Raw genomic sequence first — 24,334 nt, 5'->3', positions numbered from 1 at the left:
GTGCGCCAAGGCGTGCTGCCTCATTCACGCTAGCGCACAAGAAAAGTTAGTAGATAGGCGAGATAAGATGTGTCAGTCGAACTAGTATTTCTGGCTGGCTTTGCCGGTGGATTCTCCTTCAAATAGCGAAGTTTCCTGGGGCTCCAGCAACAATTGTCCTGCGTATTGCTCTGCTCCAAAAATCCAGTCAAAGCAGTTCTCAAGCACGCCGGCAATGCTCGGCATGTTGAGTCCCGTGATCGAAGGGCAGAAAAACTCCGCGGGGGGTTCGATGTTGATCGAGCAAATGGAAATATCCTTGCCGACGCGGATGCTTCGTTCCCAGCAGGCGCGCATCATGCCAATCGCGGCGGGGCAAGTCGTGCCCACCATGGCCGTCGCGCGAGTTTCGTTCTCATCAAGCAAACGGGCCATCAAGTTGTACGAGACAATTGTGGGATCAGTGAACATCGGCGCGGGTTGATCCCACAACTGGCCTTGGACCTTTTTGCGCTTCGTCCACCGCTGCCAAATATCGATGCGGCGTTCGATTTCTTCGTTTTGATTCTGGGTATTGACGCAATCAATATGGCGATGGCCCAGTTCGTAGAGATGCTCAAGAACCATTTCGATGTTTTCTTCCGAAAACAAGCGGATCGAGGGCAAACCCGTGCCTGCGTAATCACCGTCGAGAATAACGACTTTGTTGGTTTTGAAAATCTCGATCAAACGTGCGGGGATCTCGGCTCCCGATGGAATCACAAAGGCCCCGCGGGCTTGCTCCGCAGCTTCGACCACTGTGCTTTCATCCCAGTGAACGTACTGGGCAGGCCGCAAACGGACGCCACGTTTCTCGGCAAAGTCGGATACCAATCCGCGCAGTTGCGTTAAGTAATTCGAAGGGTACGCCGGATATAGCAGCACAACCTCGGCGGGCCGCGCTTGCATGGCATACGAAGGATGGATATCGAGAGCGCCTGATGGTTGGCGTATCAAGACTTTTTGATCGAGCAGTTTCAACACAGCCCTGCGAGCCGTCATATAACTGACGCCGGTTTCCTCGGCGATCTTTCGTTCGCCGGGAATGCTCGACAATAAGTAGTCGCCTTCACGGATGCGACGTTCAATAACGGACATCACTTCCGTGTATTTGGCTTGAGACGGCATGTTGCGGTTACCTGATCCTAGCAAGCGGACACACCTCGACCCGTCGCAGCCTACGGCTACGTCATTTGGTCCGATATGTACGCATTTCAATTCGTATGGGGGACAAAATCCCTTTTCAGAAAAAATCAAGAACAATTGTGTTGACAGTCAATACCTATCAATATAGCATGAACGCTACAAGGTGCAACAACGCTATAACTTGTTTTTTCCTTTTCTGCTTGTTTCAGTCTTCTATTCTCGTTTCCGGCACCGCTTAGACATTAGCTATGAAGTTCGGCGCACTACATCCCTTATCGTGGATCTGGGTTTGCCTGATACTCCCCTGTATTGGGGCAGCTTCTGGCTCTGCGCAGGTTTCTGAAGAAAACATTGCCGGTAAGGAATTGGCGGAGCAATCGCGAAAGACTCTGCTCGTTCACTATATGCCCTGGTTTCAGAGCAAGTCGGTTCGTGGCGCCTGGGGCAAGCATTGGACAGGCAATCGAGGGCAATTCAGCCCTGATAAGCTCGACAAAGATGGCCTGCCCGAGTTGGCTTCGCACTATCATCCACTGCTTGGACCCTATGATTCGTCCGACCCCGATCTTATTGAGTGCCATCTGCTGCAAATGAAACTTGCCGGCATTGATGGCGTCATTGTCGATTGGTACGGAATTTCGCAAGGTTCTGACTATCCAGCGATTCATCTGGCCACTTCGGCAATCTTCGCAGGTGCCGCTAAATATGGAATGCAGTTCGCCGTGTGCTATGAAGATCGCACGATTAAGCATTTGGTCGACAGCGGTGAATTAAAACAAGATCAGGTCGATGACCAACTGACAAAAACTTTCAAATGGCTGGATGATCATTGGTTCGCCGCACCTAATTATGTTCGTATTGCGGATCAACCGTTGCTCTTGAACTTTGGGCCGATCTTCGTCACCTCGCCCGGTGATTGGCAGACAGCATTCGCTTCACTCAAGAATCGGCCGCGCTTTTTCGCACTCAATCACCTGTGGAAAGATGTCCAAGCCGATGGCGGGTTCACTTGGGTCTATCCACAGGTTTGGGCTGACAGTCCCGCAGCACAGATTGCCGAACAACGCTTGGCCGAGGAATACAACAGCGTCACACCAGTTGCCACAGAAACAATCGTTTCGGCATTCCCCGGTTTCAACGATCGCTATGACAAGGGCTATCCCGACATCGATCACCGAGACGGTGAAACGCTCCGAGAAACCTTAGCTGTTTGCATGGCTGGAGAATGGCCCGTCATTCAACTTGTGACTTGGAATGATTTCGGCGAGGGGACAATGATCGAACCGAGCCATGAATTTGGTTATGAGTTCTTAGAAATCGTGCAATCTGTGCGTCGTAATGAATATGGGCAACAATTTCAGCAAACGGCTTCTGCGCTACGGCTTCCCGAAAAGCTGTACCGTTTGAGAAAGTCGGCGAAAGCACGAGTAAAATCGATGGATGAGGCGGCTGAATTGTTAGCCGACGGCGAAACGGACGCCGCGCGGCACCTTATCGAGCATCTTTCGGCGATATCTTCTGCGAACGACAAAGCGTCGTTTGAGAATGGTCACCGTTCATTCGTGCGACCTTCCTTCGAGGGCTCACATTCTATTCAGTTAGCCTCTAACGCTGTTGGGGAGGGCAATCGTTATTAGAGGAAATCTTGGCACGCGTGTGCCAAGGCGATTTTGATCACCATTTTTTCAGGGTACTTTTCTGGCTAATGAAGATTTTAAGGGAGAAACTTTCGATGAGACTGACACTGAATCGTTGCGGTTTGGCCGCCGCACTGAGCATGATGTTGCTCACGGCCACGGCACAGGCGGATGCCTTGATCACCGACTTCAATAACTTTGTTTCCGACGCGCTGTATCCATCGTGGGCGTTGCCCTCGAGCACTGTTGTGTCGGGTCCGAATGCTTACTCGATTACCGCCACGGGCTACGGCAGCAACTACAAGTACATTGGTTTTCCAGAAATCCACGGCGCTGGCAACAAATACATCGAGCTCACCGCCACGTTAAGCGGCCCACCAGCGGCTGATGGCCACTTGGGTCCAATCGTTGGTTTGATCGATGGCGACGGCACGCATGTCAACTTTGCTTGGTACGGACAACTTTTGGGCAGCCACGTGTTGACCATGCCCGTGGATTCGCCGACTTGGACGGCCGTCCCAGGTGCGGTTCCAGGGCTCGACCTAAACACTTTGACCCACATGCACATGCAGCTTGATCCAGGTGGGTTAGGCACGTCGGGCCAATACACAATTGCTTGGGAAAACCTGCGTTTGTTCGTTCCCGAGCCAAGCTCGTTTGCTTTGTTGGGCGGTTGCGCGATGCTGTTTGGTATCCGTCGCCATAAGTAAGAGATAATTTAACGATGATCCAGATCGTGCACTGCCGGGGCAGTCGGCAGTGCACGATGTTACAAAACATATCACACCACGGGCGGGCAGGCCTAGTTACGGCCGGTTTACGATTAGCTTTGCATCCCCGACTCGGACGTCATTGCTCTTCAAAACATATAAGAGGGAAAGCGACTACGATGAAAAAGATATTCAATTTATTATTTGCGGCGGCCTTGGCGCTAAATGCCGTTGTTGCCTGGAGCGGAATTTTGCGGGCCGATGTTGTTATCACGACGTTTGATGATGCCTACTTTGAAGATGCGCTCTACGCTTCGTGGGCTTCAGGGACAATCGAATATGGCCCAGATAGCTACAGCGTCACAGCAACCGGATATGGGAGCAACTGGACGTACATCGGTGGCTACGGGATAGACGGCACGGGCAACACCCATGTGAAACTCGACGTGACGCTGGAAGGTCCTCCTGCCGCGGAAGCTCATTTAGGCCCAATCATTACGTTGGTCGATGCCGACGGCACACGAAACAATTATGCCTGGTTTGGCCAACTCTTGGGCAATAACATCTTGACTCTTCCCGTAGCTTCCCCCTCGTGGGTAGAAGCTGCCGGATCGACGCCCGGTTTGGATCTCGCCGCTATCGATCATATGCACTTACAGATTGATCCAGGTGGATACGGCCAACAGGGCCCCTATACCGTGCATTGGAATGAGTTGAGCCTCGTAACGTTGAACTCCACACCTGGCGACTTTGATGAAGATGGCGACGTCGACGGTAGAGATTTCCTAGCTTGGCAACGTGATTCGAGTGTTGGGCTTTTGTCCGATTGGCAGGCGGCGTACGGAGCACCCTTGACTGGGTTCTCGTCGGTACCTGAGCCCGGCACATTCGGAATGATGATTCTCGCGAGTATCAGTGCCATTGGCCTGCGAAGATTTCGCGGCCAGAGTGCCTGATGGGGCAGCGTCGCACGCCGCCTTCCCCTCCCGGCGGCGTGCGGCACTCGTCGAGTAAGAAGTTAAAGAGCGAACAGATGATTTCAATTCAGTTATTTCGCGAACTGCGGAGCAGATTGACCGCGAGAAAGGCGTGGCAAACGCCAAGGAGTCGATTCATGTCTTATTTCAACAACAAATTGGTGCCATGTCGGCAAATGGTTAATACCAACAAACCAAACTATCATAAGGGCTTTACCCTTGTCGAACTGTTGGTGGTCATCGCGATTATCGGCGTGTTGGTGGCCTTGCTGCTCCCTGCGATTCAAGCCGCGCGCGAAGCCGCCCGTCGCAGTCAGTGCTCGAACAATCTCAAGAATCTTGGCTTGGCATGCTTAAATTATCATGATGCCAAGAAGAAATTCCCTCAAAGCATTCCTCACTGGGATCTGGATAACTGGATAGCTGAATGTAACCCTGGGGCGACAGTAATCGCACCGGCCAATGAACCTAGACCCGCCACCGGATATAACGGCAAGGGATGGATCGTCGATATTTTGCCGCAGCTTGAGCAACAGGCATTTCACGATCAAATCGTAAAGAACTATAAAATTACGAGTACTGCGCCGAATGCAAAATTTATTGCGCGAGCCAGCGCCGGGGCCGGAATGGGGAACATGGCTATTCGTGATATCGTGGCAACGCAACTTCCGATCTTGAGTTGTCCATCTGATGAATCGGCGAAGCCCTCCGATGGTGAGCAATGGTATTGGAACTTACAGCCCGGCACGATCACCGCGACCACCAGCTACAAAGGCTGCATCGGCGATTCGCTCTTATCAGCGGATGCCGCAAGATGTGGAACGGATGCCGATTCCCCCGCTGTGCCACCAGACCCCTCGATCCCCGGTAGCGGCACTGGCTCACCCGATACCCATAACACGCTGTCTAACAACGGCATCTTTCAGCGGACTAGTATCTGGCGACCGCTCAACATGAAGTCCGTCAGCGATGGAACCAGCAACACCTTTATGATTGGCGAAAACGTCGTATTCATGGACTATCATTCGGCGGCCTATTTCTCTGACGGTGATTGGGCAACCGCAAGTATTCCAATCAACTATATGCCTGCCAACGCGCGCCCGGAAAACTTTAAGGATCAGGAGGCGCCGGCGCTGTCGAAGGCCGTGCGAGGATTTAAAAGCATGCATGCTGGTGGTGCACAATTCGTCATGGCGGACGGGTCAGTTCACTTTGTGCAAGAATCGATTGAAACCGTAGCTTATCGCGGCCTCGCGACACGCGAAGGTGGCGAAATTGCCATGTTGCAATAGGATTGTTTATTAGGAGATTGTGGAGTGTCGAACATTTGTTCTTCTTCAAGGATATTTGGTTTGCTGAGCCTCGCGGCGTTGCTGCTCACGATTAGCGGGTGTGGTAATTCCGGCGAGGCTAGCGTGACTGGGGTGGTCACGCTCGATGGCAGTATTGTCCCCGGTGCAAACATCTCGTTCATTCCTGCTGGCGGCGGCACGCAGGCTTATGCGATGAGCGATGGATCGGGCAACTATGAAGTCTACACGGGACAACTCCCCGGACTTAAACCCGGCGAGTACAAAGTCACCCTGGTGGCACGCCAGAAGCCAGTGACTGAGAAAACAGAATCAGGCGGTGCGCCCCCTGCGGGAGCCTCTATTACACCCAAGAGTTACAGCAGGGCAGATACTTCTGGGCTTTCCTTTCAAGTTCAACCGGGGGCGAACGAAATCAATCTGGAACTGAAATCTCAGGGTCCCGCCGATGGACGCTGAACGGCTTGAAAATAGCTTCCCGTTGATCCAACCAAAACTACATGAAAAGTTCATCCGCGGATATAATGTATTAAGCGGACTCTTCTCTTTGCATTTTATTGAACTGCCCTTTTGGCTTATTTCTGAACGAATCTTATCCATGAGCCAACGCTTCTCATTTTTGTCGTACTTTCTTGGGATTGCCTTCACAACGTGCCTGGCAACCTGCTCTTTTGCTGCCACCGACGTTGTGAAGACCAACCCAATGAAGGTCTACATGCACTACATGCCGTGGTTTGAAACTCCGGCGACGATGGGTGGCAGTAACTGGGGATGGCATTGGAAGATGAACAACAAGAATCCCAACATTGTGGATTCCCAGGGCCGTCGTCAAATCGCTGCGCATTATTATCCTCAGATTGGCACCTACGCCTCGCGCGATGCCGACGTGATTGAGTATCACACGCTCCTTATGAAATATAGCGGCGTGGATGGCTTGATGATCAATTGGTATGGCGTGCAGGGAACGAACGGCGATCTTAACGATTTGTTGACCAGTTCGAACGCCATCATCAATCAAACGCAAGATTTTGGCATGGACTACAACGTCGTGCTAGAAGATCGCTTTTCCGCCAACATCAATCAAGCCAAAGCTAACGTCGCATATCTGCGTGACAATTATTTCAATGACCCAAATTACATTCGCATCAACGCCGATAACGATCCGCTGTTGATGGTGTTTGGCCCAATTACGTTTCAACAACCGGCGCAATGGACGGAAATCCTCGGCCAAGCCGGCGAGCCCGTCGATTTTCTCACGCTCTGGTACGAGCGTAACGACGCGGGCACCAACGCCGATGGCGAATACGCTTGGATCTACGAGGACGAACCTCTCGATAATTATCAAAGCCACATCAACAACTTTTACAACTCCCGAACCCCCCTTCTTAATACTGCCGGTGGCGTGGCATTTCCAGGTTTTGACGATTACTACGACGAAGGGGGCGTGGGCGACATCATTCCGTTTGATATTCCGCACGACAATGGCCAAGTCCTGGCCAACACGCTGAATCTCGCTAATCAGAACGCCAATAAGATCGATTTCCTACAACTCGCCACGTGGAATGACATTGGCGAAGGAACCATGTTCGAGCCGACCGTTGAAACGGGCTACGACTACTTGTTGCAATTGCAGGAGTTCACGGGCGTTTCTTACGGCGAGTCGGAACTGGAATTGATCTTCCAACTCTACCGCGCTCGCAAAGAGTTTACCGGCAATAGCACGAAGCAAGCTCTGCTCGAACAAGCGTCACAACTGCTGAGTAATTTGGAAGTCGACGAAGCCCGTTCGATTATTGATTCCGTGTTGACGCCGGGGGATTTCAATGGCGATGGCAACGTCGATGGCCGTGACTTTTTGGTCTGGCAACGGCAAGCCGGCCAGACGGGCTACTATCCGCTGCAACAAAAAGATGCTGATACCAATGCCGACGGCATTGTCGATTCAGCTGATTTAGCTCTGTGGCAACAGTATTACGGATATGTCAATCCGCTCAGTGGCCTAACCGCTGGTCTTGCCATCCCCGAACCGGTGAGCCTGACATATCTTTTGCTTGGTATGACTCTCTTGAGCCAAATCCGCTCACCGAAAACGCGATGAGTGACTCTTTCGAGTCACGATCTATTCTATGATTGATTCGCTACATTGCGTTGTACACAGCCGAGGCAATGAGACCACCGAGGATGGGTCCAATGACTGGGATCCAAGCGTAGGACCAATCGCTGTCGCGCTTGCGGGGGATTGGTAACAGAAAGTGCATGATGCGCGGGCTCAAATCGCGAGCCGGGTTGATCGCATAGCCCGTGGTACCGCCGAGCGACAAACCAATGCCGAGCACTAACATGCCGACGGGCAGCGCGCCGAGTGCACCCAAACCGAGCATTGTTTTCTCTTCACCCACCGAGGGTGGCTCGGCCATCAAGACGGCAAAGACCAACACGAACGTGCCGATCATTTCGCTAAACAGGTTGGCCCAAGTGCTGCGAATGGCAGGGCCGGTGCAGAACGTCGCCAATTTCGCGTCAGCATCGCTGCTTGCTGCGTAGTGTGAAATGTAAGTCAGATAAACCAAAAAAGCGCCCAATAAGGCACCCGCCATTTGGGCAGTGATGTACCCACCAACGGAACCATCAAATTTCTCCGCTGCGGCCAGGGCAATCGTCACTGCGGGATTGAGATGGCCACCACTCGCCGCGGTAACACAAGACACCGCGACAAACACAGCCATCCCCCAGCCAAAGGTAATGACAATCCAGCCGCTGCCATGGCCTTTGGTTTCGCTCAGCACCACATTGGCGACAACTCCATTGCCCAGGAGAACAAGCAACATGGTACCGATAAATTCACCGACGAATGGCGACATACATGAACCTCTCACGTTTTACTACAAAAGATTAGTTCGACGCCCAACCTTTGGCCCGTTCCACGGCACGCCGCCACATGGTGCGGCGTTCGGCGGCTTCATCGGCACTGATTTGGGGCTCAAAACTGCGATCGACGGCCCAATGTTGTGTGATCGCCTCGCGCGACTTCCAAACTCCTGCTCCCATGCCTGCGAGATAGGCTGCCCCTAGCGCCGTGGTTTCCGTCACTTTGGGTCGAACAACCGAAATCTGTCCAAGGTCGGCTTGAATCTGCAGCAATGTGTCGTTCACGCTCGCCCCGCCATCGACGCGCAGTTCGGCAAGTTTGTAACCGGCATCGTTCTGCATTCCTTGCAACAAATCGGCCACTTGAAATGCTATGCCTTCGAGCGCGGCGCGGGCAATGTGCCCCGCGGTTGTTCCACCGGTAATGCCAATGATTGTGCCTCGGGCATAAGGATCCCAGTCGGGCGCACCCAATCCGGCAAACGCGGGTACAAAATAAACTCCGCCACTGTCACTCACCGAATTGGCCAGAGGCCCAACGTCGCTAGATGATTTGATAATGCCCAAGCCATCACGCAACCAACCGACTGTGGCTCCGCCAATAAACACTGAACCCTCAAGCGCGTATTCGGTCGTCTCACCCAACTTGCACGCAACGGTGGTCAGCAATTTATGCTGTGATTTTACAAACTCCGTGCCGGTGTTCATCAGCATAAAACAACCGGTGCCGTACGTGTTCTTCGCCAAACCGCGTTCAAAGCACCCTTGGCCAAACAATGCTGACTGCTGATCGCCAGCCATGCCCGTCAGCTTGATTCCCGCCAAAGGCAAATGCGTGGCTACGCTGCCGTAATCTTCGCTACTGGAACATATTTCCGGTAAAATTTCGCGAGGCACGCGGAAGAGTTGAAGCAGTTCGTCATCCCAATCGCCTTTATTGATGTTCATCAGCAAAGTGCGCGAGGCATTCGATGCATCGGTAATGTGCCGCTCGCCGCCCAGCAGATTCCAGGCCAGCCAAGAATCGATCGTCCCACAGGCCAGCTTGCCAGCCTCAGCTGCCGCACGGGCACCCGGCACATGATCTAGCAGCCAAGCGATTTTTGTTCCGGTGAAATAAGGGTCGAGTAACAACCCCGTCTTATCGCGAATCGTGGGTTCATGTCCAGCGGCGCGTAGCTCGGCACAAACATCTGAAGTTCGACGATCCTGCCACACGATGGCCTTATGCAAAGGATTACCCGTCTCGCGATCCCATAGCACTACTGTCTCCCGTTGATTGGTGATGCCAATGGCGGCTACGTCGCTGGGTTTGAGCTTCAAAGCCGCTAAGGCTTCGATCGCGACGCCCAATTGCGTCGTCCAAATTTCCTCGGGATCGTGCTCGACCCAGCCGGGCTTAGGATAATACTGCTTGAACTCGCGCTGCCGAATCGTAAGCACATTGCCTTGTTCGTCAAACACGATTGCCCGCGACGAAGTTGTGCCCTGATCGAGGGCCAGCAAATAAGTCATGCGAAAACTCTGTCGAAAAGTCAAAACAAGAAGAGCGGATTGCTGCCCCCATAACGTAACGCATCGGCTACAATCACGCTAGCTATCGCTGTATGCTAATAGCGAACGGCGTGCATCTTATCGCAAAGGACGACTTCGCATGAACCGCTCGGATACGATTGCCAAGCTCCAACAAAGCACCTTGGATGTTCTCGTAATCGGGGGTGGCATCGTGGGGGCGGGAATCGCGCGCGACGCAGCGCTACGAGGCTTGCGAATCGGGCTCGTGGAACAAGCCGACTTCGCCGCGGGAACAAGCAGCCGCTCCAGCCGTTTGCTGCACGGCGGTATCCGTTATCTGGCTCAAGGTCGTATAGGACTCGTGCGCGAAGCGAGCAAAGAAAAAACCATCATTGGCCACATTGCTCCGCATTTAGCTCAACCGTTGCCGTTTATCTTTCCCACTTGGCGGGGAACACTCTGGTCGTATTGGAAGCTATCTGTCGGTGTAAGGCTCTACGACTTGCTGTGTGGAATGAAAAACTTTGGGCGGTCGAGTTCGCTGAACATCGCCGCGGCGAAAAAACTTCTTCCGGGGCTTACTACCAGAAATCTCACTGGAGCGGTCCGCTACTTCGATGCACTCACCAATGACGCTCGTTTAGTGATCGACACCCTACGATCCGCTGAGAGGCATGATGCGCAGTTGATTAATCACGTGAAGTTTCTTGATGCCAGATCGGAAAACAAGGGCTGGTTATGCACGGTTCGTGACCAATTGACCGCTCACGATTTCACGATTCGCGCTCAGGCCGTTGTGAACGCCGCCGGACCCTGGTCGGACAAGCTGCCACACTCCAAAACCAAGCTGCGCCTCACCAAAGGAGTGCACTTGGTTGTCGATCGTCAGCGGCTGCCGGTTCCCGAAGCCGTGGTCATGACCGAGGGCAATCGCGTGCTGTTTGCCATTCCCTGGGGCGAGCGAGTGATTCTCGGCACGACCGACACCGACTATGACGGCGATTTGGCGAACCCGCCGTGCGATGCTCGCGACATTGCCGAAGTCTTGGGAGTGGTTAGTACAACTTTTCCCGAAGCCAATATCGCCCCCTCGGACGTGATCAGCACCTGGTCGGGGCTGCGGCCGTTGGTGGCCGATCCGAATGGTGATCCCTCGGACATCTCGCGCCGGCATAACATTGACATGAGCAACCCTGGCTGGTGGGACGTCACCGGTGGCAAGTTGACGACTTATCGATTGATGGCCGAAGAAACAGTCGACAAGATTGTCCGCCATTTTGGTCTTAAGGCCGGGCGATGCACAACGGCAGAACTTTCCATTCAAGAGGGGAACAAAGGATTAAATGTCAGCGGCATTTTGCCCCCGCCGATCAGTCAAGAAGTGGTGCAAGAAATTTGCCGTACAGAATGGCCATACCATCTCGATGACGTAATGATCCGGCGCACGAGTTGGCATTATTACCACCGCGAGCGCACGGCCATCGCCGAGAAAGTTGCCGATTGGATGGCCGGAGAACTTGGTTGGAGCGACACCGAACGATCCGCTCAGCTGGAGCAATACCGAATGCACGCTTAATCGCTTAAAGCATACCGAAGACGTCTTCGTTCCAACGGACAAAGCCTTCGATCGCTTCGTACTCGGCCAAGCCTAGCTCGTCGTAAACCCGAGCCGTTGCGCGATTGCGATCTTCTGCTCGCTGCCAGAACTCGCGTGGGTCTGGGCCGGGGAATAAAGCACGGTCTTTTTGCGATTCGTGCTTGAAGATGGCGTTCCGTTTCCGCAACAACTCTTGCGGGCTGAGCGGCACGGCCATTTCGATTTGATGCGGGTTCCATTCCTGCCAAGCACCGCGGTAGAGCCACACTTCACAAACCTTATACCACGGCTCATTTTCCACGCGCTTACAGGCCTGCAACACCGCGCTCAAGCAAGTGCGATGGGTGCCGTGCGGATCGGACAGATCGCCCGCCGCATAGATTTGATGGGGCTGCAGCTTCTGCAACAAATCAACCGTGATTGCGATGTCTTCCTCACCGAGCGGCTTCTTGCGAACGCGTCCCGTTTCGTAGAATGGCATATCCATAAAGTGGCATTGCTCGGCTGGCACACCGAAGACCCGGGCGCCGGCTTTGGCTTCACCGCGACGTATCATCGACTTGATCGCCTGCACCGACGGGCTATCGACCTGTCCCGGCTGCTTGTGTTTGAGCGACTGCTCCATTTCGGAGATAATCTTCTCGGTCTGTTCGCATGGCAGGCCAAAGTATTTTGTGAATTCTTCGATGAAGTCGGCGAAGCAAATCACGTCGTCGTCAAATACGGCGATGTTGCCAGACGTTTGATAGGCAACGTGAACCTCGTGGCCTTGATCGACCAAGCGGTTGAACGTGCCTCCCATCGAGATGACATCGTCATCGGGGTGGGGTGAGAACAGCAGTACTCGCTTAGGGAAAATATCGTCGTGACGCTGGGGGCGATCGCCCGGCAAGCGTGCGTGGGCTGGCTTGCCACCAGGCCAACCCGTGATCGTGCCTTGCAGATACCGGAACACGGAAAGGTTGATATCATATGCCGAACCGTGACTGGCCAGCAAATCTTGCATGCCCTCTTCGTTGTAGTCCTCGGCGGTCAATTTCAGGATCGGCTTCTTCAATTTCTGCGCCAACCAAATCACCGCCTTACGCGTCTGCTTTTCAGTCCAATTGCAATTCCCCAGTACCCACGGCGATTGATACCGCGTGAGTTTTTCCGCAGCTGCTTCGTCCATCACGATCTTGGCGTTCGGATGCTCCTGCAAAAAGCTCGCGGCGATCGACTTGGAAACTTCGCCTTCGATCGCCTGGGCGATGATCGACGCCTTGCCTTCGCCGAAGGCCATCAGATAAATCTGACGAGCTTCGAGGATCGTTCCGACACCCATCGTGATCGCTCGCAATGGGACATGTTCCTCGCCGAAGAAATCGCTCGCGGCATCGCGGCGGGTCACTTTGTCGAGCGTGATCAAACGGGTGCGGCTTTCGCGGCCGGAACCTGGTTCGTTGAAGCCGATATGACCCGTGCGACCGACACCCAACAATTGAATGTCAATCCCGCCGACATCGACAATTGCCTGTTCGTAGTTACGACAGTATTCCGCAACATTCTCCTGAGGTTGCACACCGTTAGGGATATGAACATTTTCGGGCAAGACATCGACGTGATCGAACAAATGCTCGCGCATGAAACGCACATAACTTTGCAGAGCTTCAGGCTGCATCGGGAAATATTCGTCGAGGTTGAACGTCACGACGTTGCGAAAACTGAGGCCCTCTTCGCGATGCAAACGCACAAGTTCTTCGTAAACCGAAGTGGGCGTGCTGCCGGTGGCCAATCCCAAGACGCACATCTTGCCGGCTTCGGTCCGCTGACGAATCAAATCGGAGATCTGATGAGCTACGTAATGACTGGCGTCCTTCGCATTGCGAAACACGTTGCAGGAGATTTTTTCCGGGTGCGATTCGGAATGAAAGGGTGCGGCGTGCATGGCGTTTTGGGAGTTGTTTTCGTGAGTCTTCATGGCATCTAGGTCCCATCTCGGGAAGATAATCGAATACTCCTACTATCCACGGAATTGAGCTCAAAAGCTAGTGCAAGATCATCTTGAGTTCTCAGATAGACACCAAAACAAATAGGGTATGGTGCAGCGCAGTGAACTGTCTACAATTGGCGCACCACTAGCTTGCGATTGCGCACGAAAATCTCATTTTCGACGCAAATGTGCTCATGGAACGTTTGCGGCACTTCCACTAAAATGCGGCTGAATTTGAAAACTCTTTCCAGTCGGAGGCATGCATGTTTCGTTGGCCCTTGGGCGTGTTTACGAGTCTCGATACGGGGCTAGGAATTCATTTCGACGTGTTGGATAAGCTCGCCATCCCCACCATCCATTTGCACGCCCCCAGCGAGGAAAAGCGCACCCCCGCCGAAGCCGCGCGTATGGCCGACGAACTGCGCCGATTGAATGTGGAAGTCACCTGTGTCTTTGCTGGCTTCGACGGCGAGAGTTACGCTGATATTCCCACGGTCGAACGCACGGTTGGGATTGTTCCCCTGGAAACCCGCCGCGATCGCGTGGCCGAGCTCAAAGAAATCGCCGATTTCACCGCCCAGATGGGCGTCAAATCCGTGGGCCTGCATCTGGGTTTCGTGCCTCACGAGACAGAGTCGCCGGAATACCTGGAGTTGCTCAATGTCACACGCGATATCTGTGACTACTGTGCGGCGAAGGAGTTGGCCGTTCATTTGGAAACGGGGCAGGAATCGGCGGAACTGCTGGAAGAATTTTTGACCGATGTCGACCGGCCGAACTTGTTTGTGAATTTCGACCCCGCGAACATGATTCTCTACGGCTGCGGCGAGCCGATTCCAGCCCTCAAACGGTTAAGCCGCTTTGTTCGGAGCGTTCATTGCAAGGACGCCAAGTGGTCGGATGAGCCAGGCAAAACCTGGGGCCAGGAAATGCCCCTGGGCGAAGGGGATGTCAATTTTGCCGATTTCTTGGCAACGCTGTCCGAGATTCGCTACGCGGGTCCGCTTACGATCGAACGCGAAATTCCTCAAGAGCCCGAACGCCAGGAACAAGAAATTCGCCACGCGGTCGACTTATTAAATCGTCTGATGCAAGCCTAACGCTTTTCGAGGTTTTCATGTCTGTTGCAGCACGCCTGTCGGTGATGATGTTCCTCCAATTTTTTACGTGGGGGGCTTGGTTCGCCACGCTAGGCCAATGCTTGGGCGAGAACGAACTGAAGGACTTTATCGGTGGGGCGTATGGCAGCGCGCCGATCGCCGCGATCATCTCACCATTGTTTTTAGGTTTGATCGCCGACCGCTTTTTTCCTTCGCAGGCGGTGATGGGCATGTTGATGCTGATCGGCGGCGTACTGTTGTGGATGGCCCCCGGCTTTGCCGAAGCCGGCAACGGCAGTGCGTTGGTTTGGGTTATCCTAGGTCATCTGCTGTGTTATATGCCAACATTGGGTTTAGGAAATTCAATCGTGTTTTCCAACGTCGACGACCCCAACAAATTCCCACGGATTCGCGTTTGGGGAACAATCGGTTGGATCGTCGCCGGGCTGTTTGTCGGCTTTCAAGGCTGGTCGAGCAGCTTCAATATCTTCCGTTTGGGAGCCATTTGCTCGGTCGCTCTCGGGTTTTACTCCTTCACGCTCCCGCACACGCCGCCGCCAGCTAAAGACAAGCCGCTTAACATGCGCACGCTGCTGATGATGGATGCCTTCAAGCTGCTAGGGAATATGCCGTTCTTCATCTTCATTGTCTGTTCGACGCTGATCTGCATCCCGCTGGCCTATTACTACGGTTTCACCTCGAATCTGTTGGGGCAGATTGGTTTCGAACAACCGGCTGCCACGATGACTCTCGGTCAGATGAGCGAGATCTTCTTCATGATCTTGATCCCATTCTTCTTCCGTCGACTGGGCGTGAAAAACATGATCCTGGTAGGCATGGCTGCCTGGTCAGCGCGATATTTGCTGTTTGCCTTTGGCGCCCCACAACAAGTCGTGTCGATGATCCTGCTGGCCGTGTTACTTCATGGTGTGTGCTACGATTTTTTCTTCGTCACCGGCTTTATGTACACCGATTCCAAAGCTCCCGCCGACGTGAAAGGGCAGGCTCAGTGCATGCTCGTGTTCTTCACGCAAGGCGTTGGCATGTTCTTTGGCTATTGGATTGCCGGGGTCCGTTTTGCCACGTCGGTTCCGAATTACGACAAACTCAACGCCGCCATCCAAGCCGGAAAAACCGACACACAACTGACCTTTGGCCAATCACTCGAGCGGATGTTCTCCGTCAAATTGCCTGAGGGCATCGATCCTCAACTCCTGTCACAAACGATGCTCGAATGGAAAGAGTTTTGGCTGCTGCCAGCCATGATGGCCGGTGCGATCTTTGTAGTTTTCGCGTTCGCCTTCCACGAAAAGCGCGGCGTCACACCGGCAATTGATGAAGACTCTGTATGAGTTCTTCCAGGTTTGGCCGAACATTATGTCGCACCGCGTTCAACGTTCCTGCGCGCCGAATGACGAAACAGGAACGCCGATGCGACGAACGCCATCGCGAAGACCGAATTCAAAATAAAAACCGGCCCGATGCCTGGCGCAAATGGTGCATGGGGAGAGTCCGGATCCATGAGTGCCTCCTGCCAGCCGGCTTTCCATATTACGAGTGCGATAACCGGTACGAGCAATTGAGCCATTGCCATGGCTATGAGCGCGCGGGCCATCCCCAGGGCCTCGAGTTTTGCGATCAGCGCGCCGACCAAGCCGGTCATAATGACGCCCAAGTACAGCAAATTGATCGGCCCATCGCCAATGATCCCCACGGCGCCGTTGATCCACACCAGCAGAAATGTGGTTACGACCGCGATGCCGACGGCAACTCGATATGCAGTGCTATCTGTCATTCTCATGGCTACCTCGTAAACAGCACCCACGCTCATCAACAGCGCACCCATAAAAACAAAATCAAACAGGGTCCAATTCACTTCTTCGGTGTACTGCATCGCGGTCAGAGGCACGAGTAGAAGAAGTCCCACCACCGAAGCCCACGCGGTCATCCGCCACCGCGTTCCGCGCCAACCGCCACCAACATCCATACTTCCAATCGTTGTGTTGTTCTGCATGTTCATATTGATTTTCCTTTCATCGTGGGTGAAAACTTTGCAATGCAAAGTTAGAAGATAAAAAAAGAGAGTGTGCCTAAGCCGGACGCCAGACAGCCGCGGAAGCAGCCCCTTGTTGGCTGGCCTTTTGCTGTGCGTCGGAAACAACGCTTTCCAAAACGCTGATGTATTCGCCGAACCGCGTGCGACCTTCGGCGGTGAGACGATACATCGTCTGCTGGCGAGAACCTTGCTGACCTTTCCAAATCTCCACCAAGCCAGCTTCGCTCAACACCGAAAGATGCCGACTGAGATTCCCATCGGTCAGATTGCAAAGCTCTTTGAGGTCGTTAAACAGCAAACCACCGCTGTTCGCAGCGAGCGACGCCAAGATTCCTAAGCGCGCCTTTTCGTGGATCACGCGGTCGAGGCCCTCGTAAGAAAAACGGCCCGCTTGTTCGCCTTTACTCTGTCGTGCCATGTTTTCGCTCCAAAGTCCAATACAAAACCGCAGCCCCGAATAACTGCCCACCACCAAAGCACAAAGCCATCTGCCAGGGCGCAAGAGCACTCGGGCCTTGGCCGTAAATCAAGCAAATCGCTCCCGCACAAACGTAATACAATGCCACCCACACCACCTGCCTGGGCAGCAATCGGTACGATGCGAAAATGCCGAGGCTGTAACCGAGCGACCACAAACCGGGAAGCATCCACGCCGGACTCTGTGCGTAGCGATAAATACAGAGCGTGATGACGGCGCCTATGAGCAGACTCGGCAGGAATTGTTCGGTGGCGAGCAACGTCGCTTGCCGGGCAAGACGCGAATCAGCGAGCCGTACCCGCCGCCACAATTGAATCGCCGCAGCGATGAGGCAGATGCCGGCGACTGATATCCAAAGGATAAGAAAATCAGTGAGCTGGCTGTCCGGTTTGACAAAGTAGGGCTGCAACAGTGCCGTGACCAAGGCTAAGGTTCCCGAAAAGGCGACCGTCAGTGCACGATAGCCACGAAACAGCTCATTTTGAGCCATTTGCTGACGAATCTCGGTAATTTGGAAAAGTGCTTCGCGCAATTCCATGACGGTACCACAAGTGTGCTGCCCAAAACTTCACTTTGCGTTACAAAGTAGCAGCGCGAACGGGCAGTGTCAAGCGAATTTCCAGAAGCGGGGATAGAAGCAGATTGTATTGTTGCTACTTGTTGATAAGTTGCTGCGCTCCGCCAACGACCTTTTCCCAATCAAACGCGGGGCCGGGATCCTGCTTGTTGGCCTGCACATGGTAATGGCCAAGCACACCCTCAAAATCTTGCCACTCCTCCTCAGTGAGAACATGAGGAATAAGTTTCCCATCTTTGTCCTTAGGATAGTCGCATTTGATCTTGGGGAAAATCTTGCTGAGGGTCGCCGTCAGCTTGATCAGCGAATCGTATTGCTGGGGTGTGAAATCGTATTGGTAATATTCTTTCCCTTGAATTTCACCTTTGATCAATTCATTGCGAGCGGGATGACCCACAAACGGCACTTTGCGCAGTCCCAAATGCATGATGCCACGCGGAGGTCGGAGTTCCACGATCCCGTTGTCGTCGGTGTAATACCATTTTTTAAAGACCTCATCATTGGGGTCGGTATAGGCCCCCATGTTGGCGATCTCGATACCGATGGCACGCGAATTAGAAATCGTGGCATGCCAAGCTCTTTCCTTAAGGTCGAGCGTTTGGTAGATCGTGCCATCGACGTCGAGCATGAAGTGAACGCTCAAGCCACGGGAATCGTGAAGCACCTTGAAACAGACTTCGCTCGTGCCGCAAACGTCGTAGTGCATCACGAATTGATCGACCACGTCTTGGAGCATCGGCAAATCCCACCCACCGCCACGGACTTTTTCCAGTTCTTCGGCGGAGAGCGTATCCTTGCGAATGCCGTAGCGATTGGGCGAATCGAGCTTGGCTTCTTCGAGAGTTTGCTTCCAATCGGCTTTTTCAATCGGGCCGAAACGCCGCTCCACGCGGTAGGCGTCGTATCCTTCGGGGTCCATCCACAACTTCACGGGAGCGGTCGTGTGGTACAACTGTCCGCAAACGACGATTTCGTCGCCCTTTCGTTCAAGCTTTTCGCCTGCACTTTGGGCCAATGCCGATTGTGCTATAAACGCGAGACCCAGCAACAAACCACCACGCAAGATAACCGTCGGCATGTCGATTCACCTCAAGGAGCAAAGAAATCGGCTTTACACCTTTATTCTATCAACGCATTACCGGTCGGCGACGAAACTTTGCGCAAGCGACTCTCGCTAACACGAATTACCCGCTCAGGGATTCCCGGCCAGTTGGAGTTAAGGAATAATCAGTGCTCCTCACCGCCGTTAAACCGTGAATCGCCATGAAGACCGTTCCTATGTTTGTTTGGGAAGACTATGCGGCTAGTCCGCTGCTGACTGTTCCGCCCGCTCAGTTGCGTGAAAAAGACGTCACACGAATCCTCAAGGAGCTTCAAGCCCTGCGTCCAGACGGCATGCTCCTCGAAGAAATTGGCAAATCCTACGAAGGGCGGCCAATTCATTCGGTCACGATGGGGCAGGGGCCGATCAAAATCTTCGCCTGGTCACAGATGCACGGCAACGAGCCAACACACACGGCGGTGCTCATTGACTTGATCGATCTCTTGCAGCGACACCCCGATCATACGGTGGCTAAAGATATTCTCAGCGAATGCACGCTCTCGCTCGTGCCGATGCTTAACCCCGACGGCGCGGAGCGTTATATCCGCCGCAACGCGCAAGATATCGACATCAATCGTGACGCCTTGCACTTAGCCACACCCGAGGGACGACTTCTCCGCAAGATGGTGGAGCAAGTCAAACCGCAGTTCGCATTCAATTTGCACAATCAACAGCCAGGCACGTCGGTCGACGGGTTTCACGTGGCGGCGGTATCGCTCTTGGTTCCTCCCATCGATGAGCCCGACACGCAGACCGAATGGACCGAGCAAGCCCGACAAGTGGCCGTCGCTTTTCTCGATGCCGTGCGGCCGCATTGCGAGGGAATGATCTCGCGGTACGACGCCGACTTCATGCCGCGCTGCTTTGGCGAGTGGGTGCAGCAACAAAAGATTGCCACGCTGACGGTTGAAGCAGGGGGGTGGTCGACTGTCGATACGACTCCACTCGTTCAGGTGCATTTCCTGGGCATGATCAACGCCTTCGCCGCCATCGCGAATGGCTGTTATACGACGGTTGATCCCAAGGATTACGATGCGTTGCCGCGATCAAGCGATCAATACATATTCGACATCGTCGTGCGTGATGCCGAAGTTGTGCCAACCTGCGGTCACGATCCGTTCAAAGCCGACCTCGGGATCAACTTCACAAAACAACAAGACCGCGTGCCCATCGAGCGCGGCGGTCGTATCGACGACTTTGGCGACTTGTGTGTCACCACCGGAAAGCAAGTTTTGGAGTACCAAGGTTTACTGTGCGTGCCGGGCCGCTTGGTATATCAGGCCGATATCACCCCACTGCAACTTCCGACGGCCGAACGGGCTCAAATGTTTCTAGAGCAAGGCATCACAACAGTGATTGGCAGCGTGAACCTCAATGAGACAGCGGAACTTGATGCGCTAGCAAAATTATCTGCCAACGCAAATTGGCCGCTGAACGTCGGTTTTGTGGCGAAACTGCCAACGAATGCCGATTCCAGAGTGCGAGATCATCTCCTCCGCGGCATTGCGGCGGGTGTTCTTGGTGTCGTAGGAAATAAGTTGGATGGCTTGCAGAATGTGTTGAATTGGTTTGGGTTGCCAGTTCTGAAACAAGAATATTTGCCAACAGATTTCACACCGCAGGGTTCGCTTGGCAATTTGGTCGATGGCAATTTCAAATTCGCCAATGAGTTGGGGCTAACGAGTCGTAGTGATATCCGACTCACCAACACGGCCGATTTGTTATTTTTCGACTCGGGTACGAAAGAGTTTTCACCGGCGGCGATTAAACACGTTATGCTCGGAGGAAAGTTAGTTGTGAACGACCACAAGTTTCTGCCAGGAGCCAGCGGTGAGCTCTTGCTCCGACGGCGAGGTGGCGTGCAGTGAAAACTCTTGTTCCACCAGCCCTTTATCGCGGCGACACGATTGCGATTATCGCCCCGGCCAGTGTTCCTGATCCGGAAAAGATTGAGCGCGCGATCGGCCGCTACGAAGAGATGGGATTTAGGATCAAACTCTTCGGCGATATCTATCGTCGCTGGGGGTATCTGGCGGGAGACGACGAAACCCGCATCGAAGAACTGACCAAGGCGGTGCTCGATCCTGAAGTGGCGGCGATCTTTCCCGCCCGGGGAGGAACCGGTGTCACACGGCTCTTGGATTCGCTGGACTACAGCCTCTTTCGTAAGCATCCGAAGATACTCGCCGGCTTCAGCGACATCACGGCCCTGCATTCGGCGCTACAACAACAGGCGGGCTGGGTGACATTTCATGCTCCGCACCCCATGGATGGTCTCGGCATGCCCGATGGCCTCACGCCATTGTCGTCGCGAACATTCTGGCGCGCCGTGCTCGCCGAAAGTTACACCGATCGCAAAGCATCGGGCTACGAAATACCGCTTACCGACGACGAGCGGCAAAACATCGTGACGTTTGCTGCGGGCAAAACCGAAGGCAAACTCGTGGGGGGGAACCTTTCGCTCGTGTGTGCAACGCTCGGCACGCCTTACGAGTTCGACATGACGGGTAACATCCTGCTCTTGGAAGAAGTGGCTGAAGCTCCCTATCGAATCGATCGATTCTTGTCGCAACTCCGCTTGGCGGGAAAGTTGGATCAGCTTGCTGGCGTTGTGTTGGGGCAGTTCACCGATTGCGATCCGCCCGCAGGGAAGCCGAGTCTGACACTCGATGAGATTTTTGACGGTTATCTCGCGGACTTGGGTATTCCTATACTTAAAAACTATCCCACGGGGCACACCTCGGACAACGCGACGTTGCCGTTGAATATTCCCGTCGAACTGGATGCCGATGCCAAAACCATCACGCTGCTGGAAAATCCAGTCCGGCTAACGCGCAAGGTGACCGCATGAAACTGCACCCCGCCGAACCGCCGCGTGTTGAACTTGCGCAACTCCCCACGCCGGTTGTGGAACTCAAGCAACTTGCTCATTCTCTCGGCACGCCGCGACTTTTGATGAAACGCGACGATCTTACGGGTTTGGAACTCAGCGGCAACAAAATCCGCAAATTGGAGTACGTCGTCGCCGAAGCGATTGCTCAAGGGGCGGACACGCTAATCACCCATGGCGGTTTGCAATCGAATCATTGCCGGGCCACCGCGGCTCTGGCGGCTCGACTCAGCCTGCGGTTGCGTTTGATTCTTCGCTCGCCGGAATCGCAACCCGAACACGAGGGCAATCTGTTTCTCGATCACCTCTTTGGCGCCGAGTGCAGTTTTCATAGTGCGGACGAATACAACAGCCAGTTGAATGACTTGGTTGCCAAGGCTCAAATGGAAGAACAAGCCGCGGGGCACAAGCCTTACTTCTTTCCGGTGGGGGCCAGCATTCCACTGGGATGCTGGGGCTACATTCGCTGCATCGCCGAACTTGTGGAACAACTGGGCCGCGAAACACCCGTTGATATCTACTGCGCCACGTCGTCGGGGGGCACGCAGGCGGGCTTGATTCTCGGAAGAGCACTCTGCGATTGCTCGAATTGGTCGATTCGCGGCGTGCCGGTCAGTGACAGCTCCGAATACTTTCGCCAAAAGCTGCGCGAACTTATCACGGCCACGATCACTCAGTATGAATTGAATCTCAGCGAAGCCGATACGCCTATCGAATTGGTCGATGGGTTTATCGGCGATGGTTATGCGATTCCGACAACGGCTGGGATCGAAGCGATTCGATTGCTGGGACGCACCGAGGGGATCGCCCTTGATCCTAGCTACACCTCCAAGGCGATGGCCGGCATGCTGGCGGATCGCAAAACACGCGATCCCAACCGAGTCACGGTCTTTATTCATACTGGTGGCATCTTTGGTTTGTTCGCACGACGCGACCTGTTTGCTTAACTCGCGAGAAAGATTTAGGAATTTCGTATGACATTAGCCCCCGACTTCCCTGTTCGCGTTAATCAAATCGCCGGTCAATCGATTCCTCAGCTGGCCCAAGAGTTTGGCACGCCGGTGTATGTTTACGATGCTGCGGTGATTGTCGAACGAATCCGTGAACTCTCCGCGTTCGACGTTGTACGCTACGCGCAAAAGGCGTGTTCTAATTTGGCGATTCTTGATCTTGTGCGCCGACACGGCGTGCTTGTCGACGCCGTGAGCGCGGGCGAAATTCGCCGGGCCTTGGCGGCGGGTTACAAGCCGGGCGGCGGCGAGCATCCGGAGATCATGTTCACGGCTGATATTTTCGACGCCGAAGCGCTTGATCTTGTCGTGGAACATAACATCCCGGTGAATTGCGGTTCGCCCGACATGATCGACCAACTCGGCGCGCGAGCCCCGGGCCGTGAAGTCACTTTGCGCATCAATCCCGGCTTCGGCCACGGGCACAGCCAAAAAACCAACACCGGCGGCGAAGGCTCGAAGCATGGTATTTGGCTCACGCAGATTCCCAACTGCATCGAACGCGCTACGAAGGCCAACATCAAGATCACCGGTCTGCACATGCACATCGGCTCGGGCACCGACATGCAGCATTTGGGCACCGTCTGTCAGGCCATGGAACAGACGGCGCTCGAAGTCGGCCCCACGCTGCACACGATCAGCGCGGGTGGCGGGCTCCCCACGCCCTACCGTCAAGGTGAAGAACGCGTTGACATTGGTGCCTACTTCACGCTCTGGGATGGCACACGGCAGCGTTTGGCCAAGGCTTTTGGCCATCCTCTTTCGCTGGAACTCGAGCCGGGGCGGTATCTCGTCGCGGAAAGTGGCAGCTTGATCGCCGAAATCCGCGCGGTCAAACAAATGGGGAGCAAAACTTACTACTTGGTCGACGCTGGTTTCAATAACCTCGCGCGGCCGATTCTGTATGGCGCGTATCATCCGATTGCCATTTGTCCTCGTGATGGAAGCGCCGCTGCGCCCGATCTCCAGCCCGTCGTGGTTGGCGGACCGCTGTGCGAATCGGGCGATATTTTTACCCAGGAAGCCGGCGGCTTCGTCAGCACGCGCGACCTGCCGGTTGCATCCGTGGGTGATTATCTGGTCATCGGCTGCGCGGGGGCTTACAGCTTTGTGATGGGCAGCAACTACAACAGCAAACCGCTGGCCGCCGAAGTGCTCATCGACGGCGGTAAAGCCCATCTCGTACGCAAGCGTCAGACCTTCGACGATTTGATCGCCGGGGAAATGATTCCGCGCTAACGACGAGCATCTCCGCACGGACTTCAGCTTTGCGAGGTTTGCCAGGTTTGCGTAGTTTGCAGCTCCCTGAGCACGCAAAGCTCGATTTTTCGCCCGTACGCTGGGGTCCCAACTTTGGTGACGAAACTCCTG

The 24,334-nt window shown here is 54.2% G+C and carries 21 protein-coding genes; 13 read left to right on the top strand and 8 right to left on the bottom strand.

The annotated features are described in order from the left end of the window. Positions 1 to 81: 81 nt before the first annotated feature. Entirely contained in the window at positions 82 to 1,146 is a 1,065-nt protein-coding gene (locus tag SH678x_RS09900; RefSeq protein ID WP_496922743.1) for a substrate-binding domain-containing protein, read from the bottom strand. 266 nt (positions 1,147 to 1,412) lie between these two features. Between SH678x_RS09900 and SH678x_RS09895 the strand changes: the two genes are divergently transcribed. The 6 genes from SH678x_RS09895 (at position 1,413) to SH678x_RS09870 (ending at position 7,896) form a co-directional block, all read left to right on the top strand. Next, on the top strand, positions 1,413 to 2,801 hold the full coding sequence (locus tag SH678x_RS09895) for a glycoside hydrolase family 99 protein (RefSeq protein ID WP_496922742.1): 1,389 nt from the start codon (positions 1,413 to 1,415) through the stop codon (positions 2,799 to 2,801). A 95-nt stretch (positions 2,802 to 2,896) separates the two neighbouring features. Further along, a complete protein-coding gene (locus SH678x_RS09890; protein ID WP_496922741.1) occupies positions 2,897 to 3,511 on the top strand; it encodes a PEP-CTERM sorting domain-containing protein in 615 nt (204 codons plus the stop codon). Between the two features lie 179 nt (positions 3,512 to 3,690). Further along, positions 3,691 to 4,467, top strand: coding sequence for a PEP-CTERM sorting domain-containing protein (locus SH678x_RS09885; protein ID WP_496922740.1), 777 nt, complete (start codon positions 3,691 to 3,693; stop codon positions 4,465 to 4,467). 197 nt (positions 4,468 to 4,664) lie between these two features. After that, positions 4,665 to 5,780 carry a DUF1559 family PulG-like putative transporter gene (locus SH678x_RS09880; RefSeq protein WP_496923066.1) on the top strand — a complete coding sequence of 372 codons (1,116 nt, stop codon included), beginning with the start codon at positions 4,665 to 4,667 and terminating at the stop codon, positions 5,778 to 5,780. Between the two features lie 24 nt (positions 5,781 to 5,804). After that, positions 5,805 to 6,257, top strand: coding sequence for a carboxypeptidase-like regulatory domain-containing protein (locus SH678x_RS09875; RefSeq protein WP_496922739.1), 453 nt, complete (start codon positions 5,805 to 5,807; stop codon positions 6,255 to 6,257). 139 nt (positions 6,258 to 6,396) lie between these two features. Beyond that, entirely contained in the window at positions 6,397 to 7,896 is a 1,500-nt protein-coding gene (locus SH678x_RS09870) for a glycoside hydrolase family 99-like domain-containing protein (protein ID WP_496922738.1), read from the top strand. A 40-nt stretch (positions 7,897 to 7,936) separates the two neighbouring features. Here SH678x_RS09870 and SH678x_RS09865 read toward each other — a convergent pair whose 3' ends face one another. Together SH678x_RS09865 and glpK are read right to left on the bottom strand one after the other, a co-directional pair. Beyond that, on the bottom strand, positions 7,937 to 8,659 hold the full coding sequence (locus tag SH678x_RS09865) for an MIP/aquaporin family protein (RefSeq protein WP_496922737.1): 723 nt from the start codon (positions 8,657 to 8,659) through the stop codon (positions 7,937 to 7,939). Positions 8,660 to 8,690: 31 nt separating this feature from the next. Then, complete coding sequence (gene glpK / locus SH678x_RS09860; protein WP_496922736.1) at positions 8,691 to 10,181, bottom strand: glycerol kinase GlpK; 1,491 nt, start codon at positions 10,179 to 10,181, stop codon at positions 8,691 to 8,693. Positions 10,182 to 10,320: 139 nt separating this feature from the next. On the opposite strand from glpK, the gene SH678x_RS09855 reads away from it, so the two are divergent. Next, the gene (locus SH678x_RS09855; protein ID WP_496922735.1) at positions 10,321 to 11,757 is read left to right on the top strand and encodes a glycerol-3-phosphate dehydrogenase/oxidase; all 1,437 of its coding nucleotides are present in this window, start codon (positions 10,321 to 10,323) and stop codon (positions 11,755 to 11,757) included. Positions 11,758 to 11,761: 4 nt separating this feature from the next. On the opposite strand, the gene nagB is transcribed toward SH678x_RS09855, so the two are convergent. After that, the gene (gene nagB / locus SH678x_RS09850) at positions 11,762 to 13,738 is read right to left on the bottom strand and encodes a glucosamine-6-phosphate deaminase (protein WP_496922734.1); all 1,977 of its coding nucleotides are present in this window, start codon (positions 13,736 to 13,738) and stop codon (positions 11,762 to 11,764) included. Positions 13,739 to 14,013: 275 nt separating this feature from the next. Between nagB and SH678x_RS09845 the strand changes: the two genes are divergently transcribed. Next, entirely contained in the window at positions 14,014 to 14,850 is an 837-nt protein-coding gene (locus SH678x_RS09845; protein WP_496922733.1) for a sugar phosphate isomerase/epimerase family protein, read from the top strand. A gap of 17 nt (positions 14,851 to 14,867) precedes the next feature. Next, on the top strand, positions 14,868 to 16,202 hold the full coding sequence (locus tag SH678x_RS09840) for an MFS transporter (protein WP_496922732.1): 1,335 nt from the start codon (positions 14,868 to 14,870) through the stop codon (positions 16,200 to 16,202). Positions 16,203 to 16,225: 23 nt separating this feature from the next. On the opposite strand, the gene SH678x_RS09835 is transcribed toward SH678x_RS09840, so the two are convergent. The 4 genes from SH678x_RS09835 to SH678x_RS09820 all read right to left on the bottom strand — a co-directional run bounded on the left by SH678x_RS09835 (position 16,226) and on the right by SH678x_RS09820 (position 19,039). Further along, a complete protein-coding gene (locus SH678x_RS09835; RefSeq protein WP_496922731.1) occupies positions 16,226 to 16,870 on the bottom strand; it encodes a hypothetical protein in 645 nt (214 codons plus the stop codon). Between the two features lie 70 nt (positions 16,871 to 16,940). Continuing rightward, the gene (locus SH678x_RS09830; RefSeq protein WP_496922730.1) at positions 16,941 to 17,324 is read right to left on the bottom strand and encodes a transcriptional regulator; all 384 of its coding nucleotides are present in this window, start codon (positions 17,322 to 17,324) and stop codon (positions 16,941 to 16,943) included. Beyond that, entirely contained in the window at positions 17,308 to 17,922 is a 615-nt protein-coding gene (locus tag SH678x_RS09825; protein WP_496922729.1) for a hypothetical protein, read from the bottom strand. Before SH678x_RS09825 ends, SH678x_RS09830 begins: the two co-directional genes overlap by 17 nt. A gap of 115 nt (positions 17,923 to 18,037) precedes the next feature. Then, complete coding sequence (locus SH678x_RS09820) at positions 18,038 to 19,039, bottom strand: N-acetylmuramoyl-L-alanine amidase (protein ID WP_496922728.1); 1,002 nt, start codon at positions 19,037 to 19,039, stop codon at positions 18,038 to 18,040. Between the two features lie 185 nt (positions 19,040 to 19,224). Here SH678x_RS09820 and SH678x_RS09815 point away from each other — a divergent pair, with 185 nt between their 5' ends. Genes SH678x_RS09815 through lysA form a run of 4 tightly spaced genes read left to right on the top strand, consistent with a single transcriptional unit; the run spans position 19,225 to position 24,202 of the window. Further along, positions 19,225 to 20,931: a M14 family zinc carboxypeptidase gene (locus tag SH678x_RS09815; protein WP_496922727.1), complete on the top strand. Its 1,707-nt coding sequence runs from the start codon at positions 19,225 to 19,227 to the stop codon at positions 20,929 to 20,931. Continuing rightward, positions 20,928 to 21,914 carry a S66 peptidase family protein gene (locus SH678x_RS09810; RefSeq protein ID WP_496922726.1) on the top strand — a complete coding sequence of 329 codons (987 nt, stop codon included), beginning with the start codon at positions 20,928 to 20,930 and terminating at the stop codon, positions 21,912 to 21,914. Before SH678x_RS09815 ends, SH678x_RS09810 begins: the two co-directional genes overlap by 4 nt. Further along, positions 21,911 to 22,900 carry a D-cysteine desulfhydrase family protein gene (locus tag SH678x_RS09805; protein WP_496922725.1) on the top strand — a complete coding sequence of 330 codons (990 nt, stop codon included), beginning with the start codon at positions 21,911 to 21,913 and terminating at the stop codon, positions 22,898 to 22,900. The genes SH678x_RS09810 and SH678x_RS09805 overlap by 4 nt, the downstream gene beginning before the upstream one ends. A 27-nt stretch (positions 22,901 to 22,927) precedes the next feature. Further along, on the top strand, positions 22,928 to 24,202 hold the full coding sequence (gene lysA / locus SH678x_RS09800) for a diaminopimelate decarboxylase (RefSeq protein ID WP_496922724.1): 1,275 nt from the start codon (positions 22,928 to 22,930) through the stop codon (positions 24,200 to 24,202). The last annotated feature ends 132 nt before the right edge of the window (positions 24,203 to 24,334 follow it).

Source organism: Bythopirellula superficialaquae, from assembly GCF_059632245.1.
This window is presented reverse-complemented; position numbering and strand designations above follow the sequence as displayed.

Bases quoted from the DNA above. Each gene is read 5' to 3' on its own strand.
- SH678x_RS09885 (WP_496922740.1), top strand. From the start codon at position 3,691: ATGAAAAAGATATTCAATTTATTATTTGCGGCGGCCTTGGCGCTAAAT.
- SH678x_RS09855 (WP_496922735.1), top strand. From the start codon at position 10,321: ATGAACCGCTCGGATACGATTGCCAAGCTCCAACAAAGCACCTTGGAT.
- SH678x_RS09900 (WP_496922743.1), bottom strand. From the start codon at position 1,146: ATGCCGTCTCAAGCCAAATACACGGAAGTGATGTCCGTTATTGAACGT.
- SH678x_RS09845 (WP_496922733.1), top strand. From the start codon at position 14,014: ATGTTTCGTTGGCCCTTGGGCGTGTTTACGAGTCTCGATACGGGGCTA.
- SH678x_RS09835 (WP_496922731.1), bottom strand. From the start codon at position 16,870: ATGAACATGCAGAACAACACAACGATTGGAAGTATGGATGTTGGTGGC.
- SH678x_RS09890 (WP_496922741.1), top strand. From the start codon at position 2,897: ATGAGACTGACACTGAATCGTTGCGGTTTGGCCGCCGCACTGAGCATG.
- lysA (WP_496922724.1), top strand. From the start codon at position 22,928: ATGACATTAGCCCCCGACTTCCCTGTTCGCGTTAATCAAATCGCCGGT.
- glpK (WP_496922736.1), bottom strand. From the start codon at position 10,181: ATGACTTATTTGCTGGCCCTCGATCAGGGCACAACTTCGTCGCGGGCA.
- SH678x_RS09805 (WP_496922725.1), top strand. From the start codon at position 21,911: ATGAAACTGCACCCCGCCGAACCGCCGCGTGTTGAACTTGCGCAACTC.
- SH678x_RS09815 (WP_496922727.1), top strand. From the start codon at position 19,225: ATGAAGACCGTTCCTATGTTTGTTTGGGAAGACTATGCGGCTAGTCCG.
- SH678x_RS09840 (WP_496922732.1), top strand. From the start codon at position 14,868: ATGTCTGTTGCAGCACGCCTGTCGGTGATGATGTTCCTCCAATTTTTT.
- SH678x_RS09830 (WP_496922730.1), bottom strand. From the start codon at position 17,324: ATGGCACGACAGAGTAAAGGCGAACAAGCGGGCCGTTTTTCTTACGAG.
- SH678x_RS09865 (WP_496922737.1), bottom strand. From the start codon at position 8,659: ATGTCGCCATTCGTCGGTGAATTTATCGGTACCATGTTGCTTGTTCTC.
- SH678x_RS09825 (WP_496922729.1), bottom strand. From the start codon at position 17,922: ATGGAATTGCGCGAAGCACTTTTCCAAATTACCGAGATTCGTCAGCAA.
- SH678x_RS09895 (WP_496922742.1), top strand. From the start codon at position 1,413: ATGAAGTTCGGCGCACTACATCCCTTATCGTGGATCTGGGTTTGCCTG.
- SH678x_RS09880 (WP_496923066.1), top strand. From the start codon at position 4,665: ATGGTTAATACCAACAAACCAAACTATCATAAGGGCTTTACCCTTGTC.
- SH678x_RS09820 (WP_496922728.1), bottom strand. From the start codon at position 19,039: ATGCCGACGGTTATCTTGCGTGGTGGTTTGTTGCTGGGTCTCGCGTTT.
- SH678x_RS09870 (WP_496922738.1), top strand. From the start codon at position 6,397: ATGAGCCAACGCTTCTCATTTTTGTCGTACTTTCTTGGGATTGCCTTC.
- nagB (WP_496922734.1), bottom strand. From the start codon at position 13,738: ATGAAGACTCACGAAAACAACTCCCAAAACGCCATGCACGCCGCACCC.